Consider the following 14227-nt stretch of genomic DNA (forward strand, 5'->3'; position numbering starts at 1 on the left):
GGGACTGATGCTGCGTCAACTAGAAAAACTCAGCCTTGAGGCCGATGGCCGCTATGCCAGTGCCAAGGAACTGGAATTTCTCAGAAATTATCTAGCAGCAGCGGAGCAGCGCATTAGTGCCTACGAAAAAATCCGCGATGCTGAAGAGAAAATCCTAGATCAGGTGGAGCAGCAACTGCGCGCCAAAAGTCCCCATATTTTCCGTAAGGGCAATCACGACTATTCCGCCGTGTGTCGGCGCGATCGCAAGCATGTGCTGCGCCTAGCGGCAGCGGCGATGTTATTTGCCGATTTGGATGCCCTGCGGGATGGCTTCTTGCTGTGGTACCGCACGATCATTAAGGCCTTCAAGGATGAAAAGGTGGCACAAGTGACGTACCAAGTCCTGCCCCAAGCGGTCAATCAAGTGCTCTCGGGAGAGGAAACACCGTTAATGCAGCCTGTGATGGCACTGACCCAGTCCATCCTAGGGGAATCGGCTTGAGCACCTGAGCAGTGTGGCAAAAATGCGCTAGCCTAGAAGCACCGATTGCACGGGGCAATTTATCACTCCTGCGATCGCCTTTGGCGTACCATTGGTATTCGCCGCTATAGTATTACTAAGATTCATTGGGATACACAAAGGCATGACCATATCGGCGCAATTGCTGCAACGGGCAGATTTGATCGGTACACAGGTAATTACCCGTGATACTGGTCGGAAGTTAGGCGTCATTAATCAAGTTTGGGTCGATATTGACCAGCGGCAAGTGGTGGCCTTGGGGGTACGCAATACCCTCTTTACAGGGGAGCAACGCTACATTCTTCTCGACAGTATTCGCCAAATTGGCGATGTCATTCTCGTTGAGCACGATGATGATGTCACCGAAGCTCTCAATACCTACAACTACAGCACACTGATTGATAGTGAGATTGTCACCGAAACCGGCGAAGTGCTGGGTAAGGTACGGGGCTTTAAGTTTGATCCTGAAACGGGCGACATTACGGATTTGATTTTGGCTTCCATTGGCTTGCCTTGGATTCCGGCGCAACTGATTAGCACCTACGAGTTGCCCATTGAGGAAATTGTCAGCACCGGCCCTGATCGCATTATTGTCTTTGAAGGGGCAGAAACCCGCCTGCGGCAATTAACAGTGGGTCTCTTAGAACGGGTCGGCTTGGGGGCACCCCCTTGGGAAAGCGACGAGGACGAGTACTATCAACCCGTTACGCCGAGCAGTAATCAATTGCCCTCCGGAGCGCGATCGCCTGTCTATCCCCCCCAACGCAGCCGCAGTGATTACGAAGCCGATTGGGAAACCGCTCCCCGGCGGCGCCGTCGCCAGCCCGAGTATGTGGAGTATGAGGAGGAGTATGAGTACGAAGAGCGTCCCCGCTCGCGTCAAGTTAAACCTCCAGCTCCAGCCATGCCCGTAGAACTGCCGGAATCGGAACCCACTGCCGATCCTTGGGAAGAACAACAACCGATTCGCCTTGAGCAGCGGCAGAAGCAAGAGGAATACGATCACGAATAGTCGGGAATAGTCCACAATGGCCTATGTCCCACTGGCCACGGTACTTCAGCAATGGCAGCAGGCTCCTGAATGGCAACAGCCGCAACACTTCTTGCGTCTTTTGGAGCAGTGGCCGCAGCTCGTGGGGGCGGTCGTCGCTGAGCACGCTGTTCCTGTGGAACTCACCAGTCAAGGGGTTTTGCATGTGGCCGTTGCCAGTAGTACTTGGGCACATCATCTGATGTTCTCGCGATCGCCCGTCATGGTCAAAATTCAGCAGACCCTTGGTATTCCCCTCAGTGATATTCGCTTTTCCAATCGGGACTGGCAACCCCAACGCTCGGCGATCGCTAGCCATGAGGCCTTACCGAAAGTCGGGAATCTTCCCAGTGTGGCGCCTGCGGCCACTCCCCAAGAGGCTTTTCAACGATGGCAAGCCCAAGTGCGCCAGCGATCGCGAGACTATCCCCTCTGCCCCCGCTGTCAGTGCCCCACTCCCCTTGAGGAATTACAGCGCTGGGGGCGTTGTGGCCTGTGTTACACGCGATCGCTCTAAATACCAGAGCCGTTGAGAAACTCTTCAATGGGGCGATCGCTCAGGCGGCAGGCTTGACCTTGGGAGGCTCGCAAATGTCCTTGCGCCAGAGCAGGCACCTTTTCCTGCTGTTGCAGTGTTTGCACCTGTTTCTCTAGGAGTTCAATGCGATCCAAGAGATAGCGAATTGCTTCGGCCTCAGAGTCTGGCAGTTGACCGTGTTCCAAGGGGGCAATTTTGGCACCTGCACGATAGACAATTCGCCCGGGAATCCCCACCACGGTACAATCCGAGGGCACATCCCGCAGCACCACAGACCCCGCGCCAATGCGCACATTGTCCCCAATAGTGAGGTTGCCCAACACCTTTGCCCCAGCACCGACAACCACATTTTCACCGAGGGTAGGGTGCCGCTTTCCCGTTTCTTTACCGGTACCGCCGAGGGTCACTCCCTGATAAATCAAACAGTAATTGCCCACAATCGCAGTCTCGCCAATGACGACCCCCATGCCGTGATCAATGAAAACGCCCTTGCCAATCGTGGCGCCGGGGTGAATTTCAATCCCCGTCAGCAGGCGAGCAATGTGAGAAATAAAGCGGGGGATAAAGGGAATACCCCGCCGCCAAAGCCAGTGGCTCAACCGATGGAGAACAATGGCCTGAAGTCCGGGATAGCAAAAAACAACCTCTAACCAATTGCGGGCAGCGGGATCCCGCTCAAAGATAATTTGGAAATCTGCTTTGAGGGTGCTGAGCACACGCGGCTCCTTGGCAGTGATGCAACCTAAACAGCAGTTTTGATCTTAGCGGATTTTGCCAAGGTCTAAGAGGCTTCAGGAGGCCACCAAAGGGGAAGGTTGCGATCGCCGAGTGCGCTGTAGGCCATATTCGAGGGCTTCGGCAACTGCTTGGTAGGAAGCTTCAATGATATTGGCAGAGACACCGACTGTTGCCCAGCGATCGCGCCCATTACTGGATTCCACCAGCACCCGTGTTTTGGCTGCCGTGCCGGCATGGCCATCTAAAATCCGCACCTTGTAGTCCGTCAGGTGAAACTCGGCAATCTCTGGATAGAAGGACATCAAGGCCTTGCGCAGCGCCTGATCCAATGCCGAGACAGGACCATTGCCCTCTGCCGCCGTGAGCATCTCCTCACCATTGACTTCAACTTTGACCGTGGCCAGAGACTGGCTGCGAATCGTGGCCTCTAGTTGGCGTGAATCGGTGCGGCAAAAAACATCAAAGCCCTTGAGGGTAAAGGGTCGCTGGCGCTGCCCTAGAACCTCCTGAATCAGCAGTTCAAAGCTCGCTTCCGCCGCTTCAAATTGATAGCCTTCGCTTTCTAGGTGTTTAATCCGCTCCAAAATCGTCCGACTCAGGGGATGCTGCCGATCCAACTCAAAGCCGAGTTCACTGGTTTTCGCCAAAATATTGCTGATACCCGCCTGCTCAGAAATAATAATGCGCCGTTGATTGCCCACCCAATGCGGCTCAATGTGTTCGTAGGTACGGGGGTTACGCTGCACGGCACTGACATGGATTCCCCCCTTGTGGGCAAAGGCCGACAGACCCACATAGGGCGCGTGATCATCGGGGGCAAGGTTGACAATTTCACTCACATGGCGGCTGACTTCCGTCAGTGTCGCCAACTGCTCCGGAGTGACACAGTCATAGCCCAGTTTCAATTGCAGATTGGGAATCAGGGTGCACAGATTGGCATTGCCGCAGCGTTCGCCATAGCCGTTGATCGTTCCCTGCACCATCCGCACACCACTTTGCACCGCCGCAAGGGCATTGGCTACGGCTGTGCCAGCATCGTTGTGGGTGTGAATGCCCAAGCAGTCCAAGGCACCAAAATGCGCCACCACCTCGGCGACCACTGCCTGAATTTGATGGGGCAAACAACCGCCATTGGTATCGCAGAGAACTAACCAATCGGCACCCGCCGCTAAAGCGGTTTCAAGAGTTTGTAGCGCATAGTCGGGGTTGGCAAAGTAACCGTCAAACCAATGCTCGGCATCGTAGATCACCCGTCGCCCATGGGATTTCAAGAACTGAATGGAATCGGCAATCATGGCGCAGTTTTCGGCCAAGGTGGTCTTGAGGCCGTCGGTGACATGCAGATCCCAAGATTTGCCAAAGAGTGTCACCCAGCGGGTACCGGCCGCTAGAATCGGCTCAAACATTGGCTCTTCTGCGGCCTTGCGGCCGGGGCGACGAGTGGCACAAAAAGCAACGATTTCTGCCTGTTGGAGGGGCGTTTCCTGCAACTGCCAAAAAAACTGTACGTCCTTGGGATTGGCGCCCGGCCACCCCCCCTCAATAAAGGGAATGCCAAGGCGATCCAGTTGACGGGCAATCCGCAGTTTATCCTCGAGGGAGAGGGAGAGACCTTCCCGCTGGGCGCCATCGCGGAGAGTGGTATCGTACAGCCAAATTTTCACCGTGCCGACTCTCCCTTGGGATGCTCATAGTCATTGGCGTAAGCCTGCAGCAAAGAACTGACTTGGGAAAAGACCTCTTTACCAGAGGTTTTGCCAATGGCCGATCGCTCCGGATGAAATTGTGGCCGTGCCATGCTGCGGTTAATCGCCTCTTGGACTTGGGCGCGAATCAGATCCATGAGTTCCTCTTCAGCCCGCTGGCGTTGATACTGTGCGCCCTCTTCGGTTGTGGCGTAGAGCGGGGGAAGGCGGTTGAGGGCGTAGGCGGCAATATCTCCCAAATCAAGGGCGCATTCTTGCTCCGCTTCAATGGCAGCAATGCGGGTAATTGCCTCGGTGAGCACCAATTCTTCCATGACGTTGATAAATTGCTTGCGGGGAACCGCCACCACTTGCCCCGTCAATAGGGCACCCATAAGGCGATCCAACGCCATATAGTCTTCCACGGAGAGTTCGGTGGCTTTGTCGCAAATGCGTCCTACTTCTGCCTCCTGCGTTGGTGTGAGATAACCATTGCGCAGTGCTTGTTCAACAATCTCTTGAATCCCCATACGTGTTTCCGCCGTAATTGCTGTAGGGGCACTCCCCCACTCAAATTTAGTATATGCCGAGGAACTGCCAAGGGCAGGGGGAATTTTGCACTGTATGTAGTCCATATTTTAGAAAAAGGCGGTAACGCTAAGATAACGATAAGAACTGTTGCAAAGAACTGCCAAATCCTACGAAATCTTCATACCTGTATAGCCAAGTGGTAAAATTGTCGTAGGAAATAATTAAAGGCTAGCAGTCGCCCACATCATTCTCATTTCTTCTTCTGTTGCAGCCTATGGTTGTTTGGTTGTCATCTTTTTTACATACCGTAGAGCCATTACTAGTCCCAATTTGTTTTTGTTTTGCTTGGCTGCTGCTGGCAATCATGGCGTGGAATGTGTGGCACTTCACACAGGAGGGGCTGGCGATCGCCCGCCGCTTACATCAAATTCCCTGTTCTCGCTGTCGTTTCTTTTCAGGAGACTATCGCCTCAAGTGTTCCCTACATCCCGATTGGGCAGCAACAGAAGCCGCCATTGAATGTCCCGATTATCATTTTGAATAAAGGACTGAGAGACCGAATTTATTCCTACAGGGAGTTGGAAGAGGGATCACCTTGTTACCAGAGTATCCACAATTGGTCATCTCCACAGAGGCCAGCACCTATATCGTCCCTCTTACCCAAGGCAATTCATGGGTGATTGGTCGAGGTAAAGACTGCACAATTGTTTTGGCGGATCGCTGGTCTTCCCGTCGCCATGCCATGATTCAGCGTCTGGATAATGATGATTATTATCTCATTGATTTGGGGAGTCGTAATGGCTGTGTGCTGAATGGTCAAATGATTCAGGTGCCGACGCTCCTCAAAACGGGCGATCGCTTTATTATCGGCAAAACAACCCTTGAATTTCGTACCGATGAGGCTGTCTCCACCACCCCGCCGGCTGCCCCTCTTGCCCTTCAACCCACCATTCTCATCATTCAACCCCCCGGCATTCAAGTACAAATTTGGCAAGAATTGCTGCGCAGTCAGGGGTTAGAAGTTATCGTTGAATCGGGGCAAATCAATAGCCGCCGCATTATTAGTGATTTTGTGACCGTGATGCAGCGCAACCCTGACCTGTTGCTCCTTGATTCGCAACTGGAAACCCCGGATATTGGTAACCTTTTGAATTGGATCAAGGCAACCTATCCCAAGCTGCGCAGTTTCATTATTGACCGCTACGACAACCATATTTCCCCCATGCAGCGACAATGGGCAGTAGAACATGGGGCAATTGATTGGCTGCCCGCACTGCCCGATGAAAATCTCACCATGTTTGGGGCAGAAATTGCAGCTCAATTACGCCGCATTCTCAAGGCCTTGGGACGCAACAAACTAGAGCAAGACAGGCTCGCAGTGGCTCTTTTGAATCTGCAATTGGCGACCAATGATGATTTGCCCTCCCAGTTGCTCAGTGAGTATGTCAATCGCCCGCCCTTTCCCCCTGAATAGTTGGCAGTTGATCCACCTGAAAATACTGGTGAAAGCGCTCAGTGACTTGGAGGATGTAGGAGCGACTTTGGCTATCCCGCCGCCGCTGAATAAACCCAAGGGTGAGGAGTTCTTGAATGTGTTGGTAGGCACTGGATCCCCGCAGTTCAATCACCTCTGGTTGGCGAATGGGGCCACGAAAAGCAATCAGGGCTAATGTGCGCTGTGCCGCAACCCCCAATTCAACGGGGATAAGGGACTGAACCAATTCTTGAAAGGCGGGCTTGAGTTGCAGGCTGTATCTATCGTCAATTTGGACAATTTCAAGGGCCGTTTGGCGATGGGCATAGTCGTTGAGTAGCTCAATCAGTGCCATTTCAACGGCCTCAGGAGCAGTGGCGGCAAGGGTTGCTAGTTCAGCAAGGGTCAGGGGCTGCGCCTTCAGGTAGAGAATGGCCTCCACCCGCATCGTTAATGTACGCAGGTCAGTGTCCCCTTGCATAGGCTATTGCCAGCGGAACAGGGCCGCTCCCCAAGTTAACCCCGCACCAAAGCCAGCGGTGGCAATTAAGTCTCCGGGTTGAATATGCCCCTGTTGAATCGGAGCCGTCAGGGCAAGGGGAATCGAGGCGGCGGAGGTATTACCACACTGACCCACATTGCTAATCACCTTTTCCTGAGGAATGCCCAAACGCTGGGCAACCGCGTCCAGAATGCGTTGATTGGCCTGATGCAACACCAGCCAGTCAATTTCCTCAACCGTACACCCCGCGCGGTGCAGGGCTTTCTCAATGACTTCAGGGACTTGGGTGACGGCAAAGCGATAAACTTCACGGCCATTCATGGCAATGGGAGCAAATCCCCCTTGGGCGATCGCGAGATTGTCCCCTAAGGTCTGGGGAGTACCAGCAAAGGCAAGGGTAAGGTGCTCATTGAGGCGACCATCACTGCGCAATTCAAAGCTCAAGAGTTGATCAGCATCGCTGGCTTGCAAGACCATCGCGCCGGCGCCATCGCCAAAGAGAATGCAGGTGCGGCGATCGCCCCAATCGACCCAGCGCGACAGAATATCACCACCAATGACCAAGGCACTGCGGTAGGCACCGGTGCGCAAATACTGAGCCGCCGTAACCAAGGCAAAGAGAAAGCCAGAACAGGCAGCCGTTAAGTCAAAGGCCACGGCATTTACCGCACCAATGCGAGTTTGCACCAAGCAGGCGGTGCCAAAGAGATCATCGGGCGTAGAGGTCGCCAAGATGATTAAATCGACTGCTGTGGGTTCTAGGCCGGCCATCTGTAGGGCTGCGCCCGCCGCTTCGCTGGCCAAATCCACAAGACGCTGGTCAGGAGCTGCCACGTACCGTTCTTGAATGCCCGTACGGGATTGAATCCACTCATCAGACGTATCCACAAGGGCACTGAGGTGGGCATTGGTCAAGCATTGACGGGGGATTGCCGCGCCCACGCCGCTAAATTTAACGCCCTGCACAGTCACTAAGCCTGATCCTCAACGGCAACGGCATGCTGATAACAGGCCTGAATCCGCTCTGAAACGCGATGATCCACCGCTTCCTTGGCTAGGCGAATGGCATTGAAAATCGAGGGCGCTTGGGAACTGCCGTGGCTAATGATACAGATGCCATCCACCCCCAACAGCAAACCACCGCCATGTTCGGCATGATCAATGCGCTGCTTAATTTTGCGGAGATTGGGACGCAGCAGCGCCGTACCCAGTTGCCCGCGCCAGCCCCGAGGTAGCTCTTCACGGAGAATTTGGACAAGGACACTACCCAAGGATTCAGCAAATTTAAGCAGAACATTGCCAACAAAGCCATCACAGACCACGACATCAAATTGTCCCGACAGAACATCGCGGCCTTCGGCATTGCCCAAGAAGGAGATTTGGCGATTTTGCCGCAGGAGTTGATGTGCCTTTAGGGCCAGATCATTGCCTTTGCAGTCCTCTTCGCCAATGTTAAGCAAGCCCACTTTGGGATCTTCGACATCCAAGACGTACTGGCTGTAGATCGAACCCATGACCGCAAATTGCTCAAGGTATTTCGGGCGGCAGTCCACATTGGCACCGACATCGAGGACAAGAACGGATTTGCCGGGGATGAGGGTGGGTAAGACGGCACCAATGGCGGGGCGATCAATGCCAGGGAGTCGACCCAAGCGCAATAGTGCCGCAGCCATCGCTGCCCCTGAGTGACCAGCGGAAACAACCGCATCAGCCGCACCCGCTTTGACCAGATCCATCGCCACGTTAATTGAGGCCTTGGGTTTCTTTTTCAGGGCGGTCAGGGGTTCTTCCCCCATTTCCACAACATCACTCGCTTCGACAATTTGGGGCTTGGCTGTGGGGGCATGTTCATTGAGGTAGCGCTGAATGGGCACCGGATCACCCACAAGGAGGATATCGGCATCTAATTCTTCACTGGCTCTGAGGGCACCGGCAACAATCTCATCGGGAGCATAGTCACCCCCCATGGCATCCACAGCAATCCGTGCACGAGTCATTGGCTGAACTCTTACGAGAAAATCCTTCAGAATTTTAGCAGATGACAGCCCTTTTCCTAAGAATGGCGGACACTGAACACGCTGAGGGGCAGTTTAGGACAAACTTCTACGGATAGAACCCTAGATCGGTGCCTGTGCCACTGTGGACATGGGCCAGTTGTTCATACTTACGGGCATGCTGACGTAGATCGGCGGCCTCAGTGTCACTCACTTCCCGCACCACTTTAGCGGGAATGCCCACAACCAAAGAGCGTGGGGGGACATCTTTGCTCACCACTGCCCCTGCACCGACAATACTGCCCGCTCCAACTCGAACGCCATTGAGAATCACGGCGCCAATGCCAATTAAGCAGCCATCTTCAACGGTTGCCCCATGAATAACCGCGCGATGCCCGACCGTCACCTCTTCCCCAAGGATCGTGGGTTGTCCCGGATCACCATGGAGGATGGCGCCATCTTGAACATTGGTGTGGGCACCAATCTCGATGTACGCCACGTCACCGCGTAAAACAGCGCCATACCAAATGCTACAGCCTTCACCCAAGCGGACATCGCCAACAAGGGTGGCATTGGGGGCAATAAAAGCAGCGCGATCGCTGGCAACGGGGGGCCAAAAAGCACTAGGGGCAGTGATTACCATGGTTGATTCCAAGCATTAAAAAGCTAAACGACAGTTGCCAAATTGCGGGTAGGCCTGAAATGGGCTTACGGATTCGGGGTTGCTGGTGTCGTGGGTGCCGGTGAGGGTGTGACGGCTTCGGGGGCGGGGGGCATGGCTTCCTCTTCGGGGGGACGGCGTTCGGGCACTGGTAGATGGAAAAAGATCGCAGCCATGACGGCTAAGCTAGCAGCGCCAATACCCAAAGGCATCAGTTGTTTGCGCAAAGGCACAGCAGGGGCGATCGCCCGCCGAGGGAGGGAATGGAATGTCGGTATCAGGGTAGGCAGTGTTTGGCTATCACTACAGAGTTGATCCAGTGCCTCCACTAAATCAGCCAATTGCAACCATGTCAGATGAACTTCTAGGGTTTCCCCTGCTTCATCGTTGGCGGGTGGCTCTGCATTTTCTTCTGGGGATACTTGCAGTAGCTTGCGCGGAATATGGAGGGATACTTGATTAGAGGCCTGAATCTCGACCTGAATCGGGTACTGGGGCGATCGCCGTAACTTAACACCACTCAACCACGTTTGCGCTGCTGCGGGCACACTATTGAGCAATGCCACAAGGAATTCTTTCCCGCCCTTGACCCGCTGATTCTGGCCAATAATCTCCCACTCGCAGAGGGTGACAATATCCAACTGCTCTGCGCCGGCTTGACCACTCAGCCCTTCAATTCGCAGTGTGCAATTGGGCAATGAATACTGGCGTTGCAGCAGCATTAACTTACTTCCCCGTCAAATAAACTAAACCAAAGGCGTTCCATGCCCTTTGTACCTGCACAGAGCAGAAGTTGTGCCAACAGCTTTAGACCCAACTCATTGAGGGCTTGGTTATTTTTGTAGAGAAAGAGACCCGATCGCTGGAGGTTCATGCGTTTGCGAAAATGGCGGCGAAAGCGGTCTAAATACTCCGCCAAGGGGGCATAGGTTTCCGGGGGCAAATTTTGCGCCTGCAATTGATCCAACACCAAAAGTAAATGCCGCAGGATTGCCGTCTGCCGCCGCGCCACTTGCACAACCACTGCGGTGAGTGCCTTTGTTTCCGCTAAGGGCAAGGGGGTACGCTGGGTAATTTGGCGAAAGGGATTGGTGCAGCGAATTTGCCAAAATACGACCCGATTGGGGATCATCACTTGCAGTTGCAGATCTCGCAGCACTTGCAACATCAACTCAGAGGCATGCAAATCAACGCACTCTAGGGCAAGCAACAATAAGTCTAATTGCCAACGTGCCCGCCGAGGACACACACTCACCCCTTGAGGGTCGGGCAGTGCTGCCAACATCGGAGGTAATAGCTCAACTTCAGGGGATTCGATTGTTGCTGGCATTGAGTTTGCCGTTTCCATACTCTCTAGAGTGCTCACTATACAGCAATAATGACAGGACTCATGGTGAAATAGGCCTAAACGATCTTAGCCGTTTCTTCGCTGACGACTGCCGCCTATCTTTATGTTGCCCCCTAGGCTAATTTTTCGAAAAGCAGGCTAGACTTGAGGGGAACCACAGGATTGTGAGGTTGCAATGAGTCAAGAGATTCCCCCCCCAGAAGCCTATGTGGTGCTTGGACTGGCTCATTGTTTTGTGCAGGTGGAGGGAAAACTCCAGCCCGTAGAGGTGATTGAGCCGATTCCCTCAGCGGCGTTGGAAGCCTTGCTCCATGGCTTGCCCACTTCCTATAGTGAAGCCCATGCCCTCACCTATGGTACAGCCCAAGATCCGCAGCAGGTGCAGCAGCAGTTTCCCCCCAGTGCCCATCTGTGTGATGACTATGGCGATCGCCTTGCAGCAGCCGCACGCACCTACATTGCCCGTCCCCAAAGTACCCGCCATATTCCCCTTGGCCAAACCTACCGCAACTTTAATACCTCCACAGAACGCAAACGGGTGCTCAACTCCGAGCGTATCGTTACCGCTGCCGACAATGTCAAACAACACGCCTACACCCACCAAGTCCTCTAACAAGTTGTCCTGATTCACGAAAGGAATGACCATGGTCAGTGAAGTGCAGCCCGTCCCCGCAACATCCCTTGACACGCCCCCAGAAAATGCGGTTGAGATTATTGAAACGGTGATTTCTAGTCTCCACCAAGGGGACGCCCCCCTCGTTGGCCAAACGGACAGTGGCAAAATTTGGATGTTTCGCTATGGCAGTGCCGAGGTCTTTGTACAGTTGAGTGGCCATACAGCGGAAGACTTTCTCACCATTTGGTCACCGGTACTGCCTCTGCCCGTAGCGGATGAATTGGCACTCTATCGTAAGCTCCTGACGTTGAACTGGCTCACCACCCTCGAGGCACACTTTGCCATTGCTGAAGACCAAGTCCAAGTCGTGGCTACCCGCACCCTAGGGGGGATTACTGCGGGTGAAATTTCCCGCCTAATTACGATTGTGGCGACACTCGCTGATGACTATGATGACGCCCTCAGGGCTGAGTTTAAGAGCTAATGAGGGCTTTCATATCCCGTACGGCTTGCACCATGCCCACAAGAACAGCGCGGCTAATAATCGTGTGGCCAATATTGAGTTCTTCAATGCCTTCAAGGCGGGCGATTGCCCCCACATTGGTGTAGGTCAGGCCATGGCCTGCATTCACCCGCAAGCCTAAGGATTTTGCTTGTTGGACACCATGAGCTAAAATCGCTAACTCCTGTTGTTGCGCCGCTTCCCCCTTGGCTTCAGCATAGCGACCGGTGTGCAGTTCAATAAATTGAGCCGTGGTTTTGGCGGCGGCTTCCAGTTGGGCCGGATCCGCGTCAATGAATAAACTCACAGGAATTCCTGCGCCTTGCAACGTTTGCACCACTTGGGTCAAGGGTTCCTGCTGACCCACCACATCTAGCCCCCCTTCGGTGGTGACTTCTTCGCGCCGCTCAGGTACCAACGTCACGTAATCTGGCCGAATGTCAAGGGCGATCGCCACCATTTCGGAAGTGGCAGCCATCTCTAGGTTCAAATGGGTGCGTACCGTTTGCCGCAGGAGGCGCACATCTCGCTCTTGAATATGGCGACGATCTTCCCGCAGATGTACGGTAATGCCATCAGCTCCCCCCAGTTCTGCCAAAACGGCTGCGGCTACGGGATCGGGTTCAACTGTGCGCCGCGCTTGGCGAATCGTTGCCACATGATCAATGTTGACCCCTAGGGTTGCCACTGCGATCGCTCCTTGTCGGAATAGAAGCTCAACCCTTCGGATAATACACCAAGGCAAGGTGCCATGTCGGTTGTCCGCGCTGGCCGTTTGCAACCTTTTGAGCCAGCCGATAGACTAACCCCCTAGGAGAGACAGGACAGTGGCTGATGACTTGGCGAGTACCCCGACGGCGGACTTTTGGCTGGTTTTATCCATGGCGAGGCGTGGATTGGCTGCTGTTGGGGGCTGTTTGGGCAACCACGGTCATTGGGGCGGTCTTCATCCACAGTAGTCAACTACACCTAGAGGAAAACGATAGTCTCCAGCATTTATTGGTGGGGGGGATGGGTACGATGCTTGCCCTGATCCTTGCCCGCGTTCCGGAATCGGTCTTTATGGGCAGTCATTGGGTCATCTACGGCCTGAGCTGTGCCCTGCTGCTAGCGGTTGATCTCGTGGGGGTAGAGGCCAAGGGAGCAGAGCGCTGGTTGGCGATTGGCGGCTTTAACCTGCAACCCTCGGAGTTTGCCAAAATCTCCCTCATTCTTACCCAAGCGGCACTGTTGCACCGCATTTCAGGCCACTCTCTGAAGGGCATTCTCAGTGTCTTTGCAGCCACCGCCCCCCCCTTTTTCCTAGTTTTGACGCAGCCGGATTTGGGCACGTCCCTTGTTTTCATTGCCATTACATTGACGATGCTCTACTGGGCGAATACCCCCGGCAGTTGGATTATCTTGATGCTTTCCCCTTTGGTGGCGGCAATTCTCGTTGCCCTGCCCCTACCCTACCAACTGAATATCGGCCTCTGGTTGGTGTGGACACTGGCGATGGCAATCGTTGCATGGCGGAGCTTGCCCTTGGGCTGGGTCGGTGGCTTGGGAGGACTGGTACTCAATCTCGGGGGGGCTGGCTTGGGGCAACTGCTTTGGAGCGTGCTCAAGGACTATCAAAAAACCCGTATTCTCATGTTTCTTGACCCCGACAAGGATCCCCTTGGGGCTGGCTACCACTTGATTCAATCGCGGATTGCCATTGGTGCTGGTGGGCTATGGGGGCGGGGCATTTTTCAAGGCACCCAGACCCAGTTGGGATTTATTCCCGAACAGCATACAGACTTTATTTTTTCAGCGATCGCTGAGGAGACGGGGTTCATTGGCAGTTTAGTTCTCCTATGCCTTTTTTGGTTAATCGGTTTGCGCTTATTGCAAATTGCCAATAGTGCAGGTCATGACTTTGGCTCGTTGCTGGCGATCGGTCTATTTGCCATGATCCTGTTTCAAGTGGTGGTGAATATTGGCATGACCATTGGTCTGCTCCCCGTGACAGGAATGCCGTTACCACTGGTGAGTTATGGCCGCTCAGCCCTGCTGGCGACCTATCTTGGCTTAGGTATGGTGCTCTCCGTGGCGAATCATCGCCCGCGATCGCGCTACTAACCG

General features: G+C 54.1%; 18 protein-coding genes. 8 read left to right on the forward strand and 10 right to left on the reverse strand.

Features of this window, described 5'->3' with window-relative positions:
- Positions 1–7: 7 nt before the first annotated feature.
- The 3 genes from M0644_RS01785 (at position 8) to M0644_RS01795 (ending at position 2049) form a co-directional block, all read left to right on the forward strand.
- Entirely contained in the window at positions 8–484 is a 477-nt protein-coding gene (locus M0644_RS01785; RefSeq protein ID WP_286626336.1) for an allophycocyanin, read from the forward strand.
- A 142-nt stretch (positions 485–626) separates the two neighbouring features.
- Positions 627–1514: a PRC-barrel domain-containing protein gene (locus M0644_RS01790; RefSeq protein ID WP_190278159.1), complete on the forward strand. Its 888-nt coding sequence runs from the start codon at positions 627–629 to the stop codon at positions 1512–1514.
- Between the two features lie 16 nt (positions 1515–1530).
- The gene (locus tag M0644_RS01795; RefSeq protein WP_286626339.1) at positions 1531–2049 is read left to right on the forward strand and encodes a DUF721 domain-containing protein; all 519 of its coding nucleotides are present in this window, start codon (positions 1531–1533) and stop codon (positions 2047–2049) included.
- Here the strand turns inward: M0644_RS01795 and cysE are convergent.
- From cysE to M0644_RS01810, 3 genes are all read right to left on the reverse strand, one after another.
- Complete coding sequence (gene cysE / locus M0644_RS01800; RefSeq protein ID WP_286626340.1) at positions 2046–2786, reverse strand: serine O-acetyltransferase; 741 nt, start codon at positions 2784–2786, stop codon at positions 2046–2048. The genes M0644_RS01795 and cysE overlap by 4 nt on opposite strands.
- 75 nt (positions 2787–2861) lie before the next feature.
- Positions 2862–4472, reverse strand: a complete 1611-nt coding sequence (cimA, locus tag M0644_RS01805; protein WP_286626341.1) for a citramalate synthase — start codon at positions 4470–4472, stop codon at positions 2862–2864.
- The gene (locus M0644_RS01810) at positions 4469–5023 is read right to left on the reverse strand and encodes a late competence development ComFB family protein (RefSeq protein ID WP_286627150.1); all 555 of its coding nucleotides are present in this window, start codon (positions 5021–5023) and stop codon (positions 4469–4471) included. Before M0644_RS01810 ends, cimA begins: the two co-directional genes overlap by 4 nt.
- Positions 5024–5388: 365 nt before the next feature.
- Between M0644_RS01810 and M0644_RS01815 the strand changes: the two genes are divergently transcribed.
- Both M0644_RS01815 and M0644_RS01820 read left to right on the forward strand, forming a co-directional pair.
- Entirely contained in the window at positions 5389–5568 is a 180-nt protein-coding gene (locus M0644_RS01815) for a hypothetical protein (protein WP_286626342.1), read from the forward strand.
- A 51-nt stretch (positions 5569–5619) separates the two neighbouring features.
- Positions 5620–6498, forward strand: coding sequence for an FHA domain-containing protein (locus M0644_RS01820; RefSeq protein ID WP_286626344.1), 879 nt, complete (start codon positions 5620–5622; stop codon positions 6496–6498).
- Here M0644_RS01820 and scpB read toward each other — a convergent pair.
- From scpB to M0644_RS01850, 6 genes are all read right to left on the reverse strand, one after another.
- A complete protein-coding gene (gene scpB / locus M0644_RS01825; protein WP_149817624.1) occupies positions 6470–6979 on the reverse strand; it encodes an SMC-Scp complex subunit ScpB in 510 nt (169 codons plus the stop codon). The two genes, M0644_RS01820 and scpB, sit on opposite strands and share 29 nt — an antisense overlap.
- A 3-nt stretch (positions 6980–6982) precedes the next feature.
- Positions 6983–7972, reverse strand: a complete 990-nt coding sequence (locus M0644_RS01830) for a beta-ketoacyl-ACP synthase III (RefSeq protein ID WP_286626347.1) — start codon at positions 7970–7972, stop codon at positions 6983–6985.
- A complete protein-coding gene (gene plsX, locus M0644_RS01835) occupies positions 7972–8997 on the reverse strand; it encodes a phosphate acyltransferase PlsX (protein ID WP_149817628.1) in 1026 nt (341 codons plus the stop codon). The genes M0644_RS01830 and plsX overlap by 1 nt, the downstream gene beginning before the upstream one ends.
- Before the next feature lie 106 nt (positions 8998–9103).
- Positions 9104–9637, reverse strand: coding sequence for a gamma carbonic anhydrase family protein (locus M0644_RS01840; protein WP_149817630.1), 534 nt, complete (start codon positions 9635–9637; stop codon positions 9104–9106).
- 65 nt (positions 9638–9702) lie between these two features.
- Positions 9703–10377: a DUF4335 domain-containing protein gene (locus M0644_RS01845; protein ID WP_286626348.1), complete on the reverse strand. Its 675-nt coding sequence runs from the start codon at positions 10375–10377 to the stop codon at positions 9703–9705.
- Positions 10377–10985: a DUF3038 domain-containing protein gene (locus M0644_RS01850; protein WP_225901665.1), complete on the reverse strand. Its 609-nt coding sequence runs from the start codon at positions 10983–10985 to the stop codon at positions 10377–10379. The genes M0644_RS01845 and M0644_RS01850 overlap by 1 nt, the downstream gene beginning before the upstream one ends.
- Positions 10986–11178: 193 nt before the next feature.
- Between M0644_RS01850 and M0644_RS01855 the strand changes: the two genes are divergently transcribed.
- Together M0644_RS01855 and M0644_RS01860 are read left to right on the forward strand one after the other, a co-directional pair.
- Positions 11179–11616: a hypothetical protein gene (locus M0644_RS01855; RefSeq protein WP_149817636.1), complete on the forward strand. Its 438-nt coding sequence runs from the start codon at positions 11179–11181 to the stop codon at positions 11614–11616.
- A gap of 25 nt (positions 11617–11641) precedes the next feature.
- On the forward strand, positions 11642–12103 hold the full coding sequence (locus M0644_RS01860) for a YbjN domain-containing protein (RefSeq protein WP_149817638.1): 462 nt from the start codon (positions 11642–11644) through the stop codon (positions 12101–12103).
- On the opposite strand, the gene M0644_RS01865 is transcribed toward M0644_RS01860, so the two are convergent.
- On the reverse strand, positions 12093–12809 hold the full coding sequence (locus M0644_RS01865; protein WP_149817640.1) for a pyridoxine 5'-phosphate synthase: 717 nt from the start codon (positions 12807–12809) through the stop codon (positions 12093–12095). The genes M0644_RS01860 and M0644_RS01865 overlap by 11 nt on opposite strands.
- Positions 12810–12955: 146 nt before the next feature.
- Between M0644_RS01865 and rodA the strand changes: the two genes are divergently transcribed.
- Positions 12956–14224, forward strand: coding sequence for a rod shape-determining protein RodA (gene rodA, locus M0644_RS01870; protein ID WP_149817642.1), 1269 nt, complete (start codon positions 12956–12958; stop codon positions 14222–14224).
- Positions 14225–14227: the final 3 nt, after the last annotated feature.

The organism is Thermosynechococcus sp. B1 (genome assembly GCF_030322985.1).
Classification (GTDB): domain Bacteria; phylum Cyanobacteriota; class Cyanobacteriia; order Thermosynechococcales; family Thermosynechococcaceae; genus Thermosynechococcus.

Coding starts and splice junctions, on each gene's coding strand:
- M0644_RS01785 (WP_286626336.1), top strand. CDS start 8: ATGCTGCGTCAACTAGAAAAACTCAGCCTTGAGGCCGATGGCCGCTAT.
- M0644_RS01790 (WP_190278159.1), top strand. CDS start 627: ATGACCATATCGGCGCAATTGCTGCAACGGGCAGATTTGATCGGTACA.
- M0644_RS01795 (WP_286626339.1), top strand. CDS start 1,531: ATGGCCTATGTCCCACTGGCCACGGTACTTCAGCAATGGCAGCAGGCT.
- M0644_RS01810 (WP_286627150.1), bottom strand. CDS start 5,023: ATGGGGATTCAAGAGATTGTTGAACAAGCACTGCGCAATGGTTATCTC.
- M0644_RS01815 (WP_286626342.1), top strand. CDS start 5,389: ATGGCGTGGAATGTGTGGCACTTCACACAGGAGGGGCTGGCGATCGCC.
- scpB (WP_149817624.1), bottom strand. CDS start 6,979: ATGCAAGGGGACACTGACCTGCGTACATTAACGATGCGGGTGGAGGCC.
- plsX (WP_149817628.1), bottom strand. CDS start 8,997: ATGACTCGTGCACGGATTGCTGTGGATGCCATGGGGGGTGACTATGCT.
- M0644_RS01840 (WP_149817630.1), bottom strand. CDS start 9,637: ATGGTAATCACTGCCCCTAGTGCTTTTTGGCCCCCCGTTGCCAGCGAT.
- M0644_RS01845 (WP_286626348.1), bottom strand. CDS start 10,377: ATGCTGCTGCAACGCCAGTATTCATTGCCCAATTGCACACTGCGAATT.
- M0644_RS01850 (WP_225901665.1), bottom strand. CDS start 10,985: ATGCCAGCAACAATCGAATCCCCTGAAGTTGAGCTATTACCTCCGATG.
- M0644_RS01855 (WP_149817636.1), top strand. CDS start 11,179: ATGAGTCAAGAGATTCCCCCCCCAGAAGCCTATGTGGTGCTTGGACTG.
- M0644_RS01860 (WP_149817638.1), top strand. CDS start 11,642: ATGACCATGGTCAGTGAAGTGCAGCCCGTCCCCGCAACATCCCTTGAC.
- rodA (WP_149817642.1), top strand. CDS start 12,956: ATGACTTGGCGAGTACCCCGACGGCGGACTTTTGGCTGGTTTTATCCA.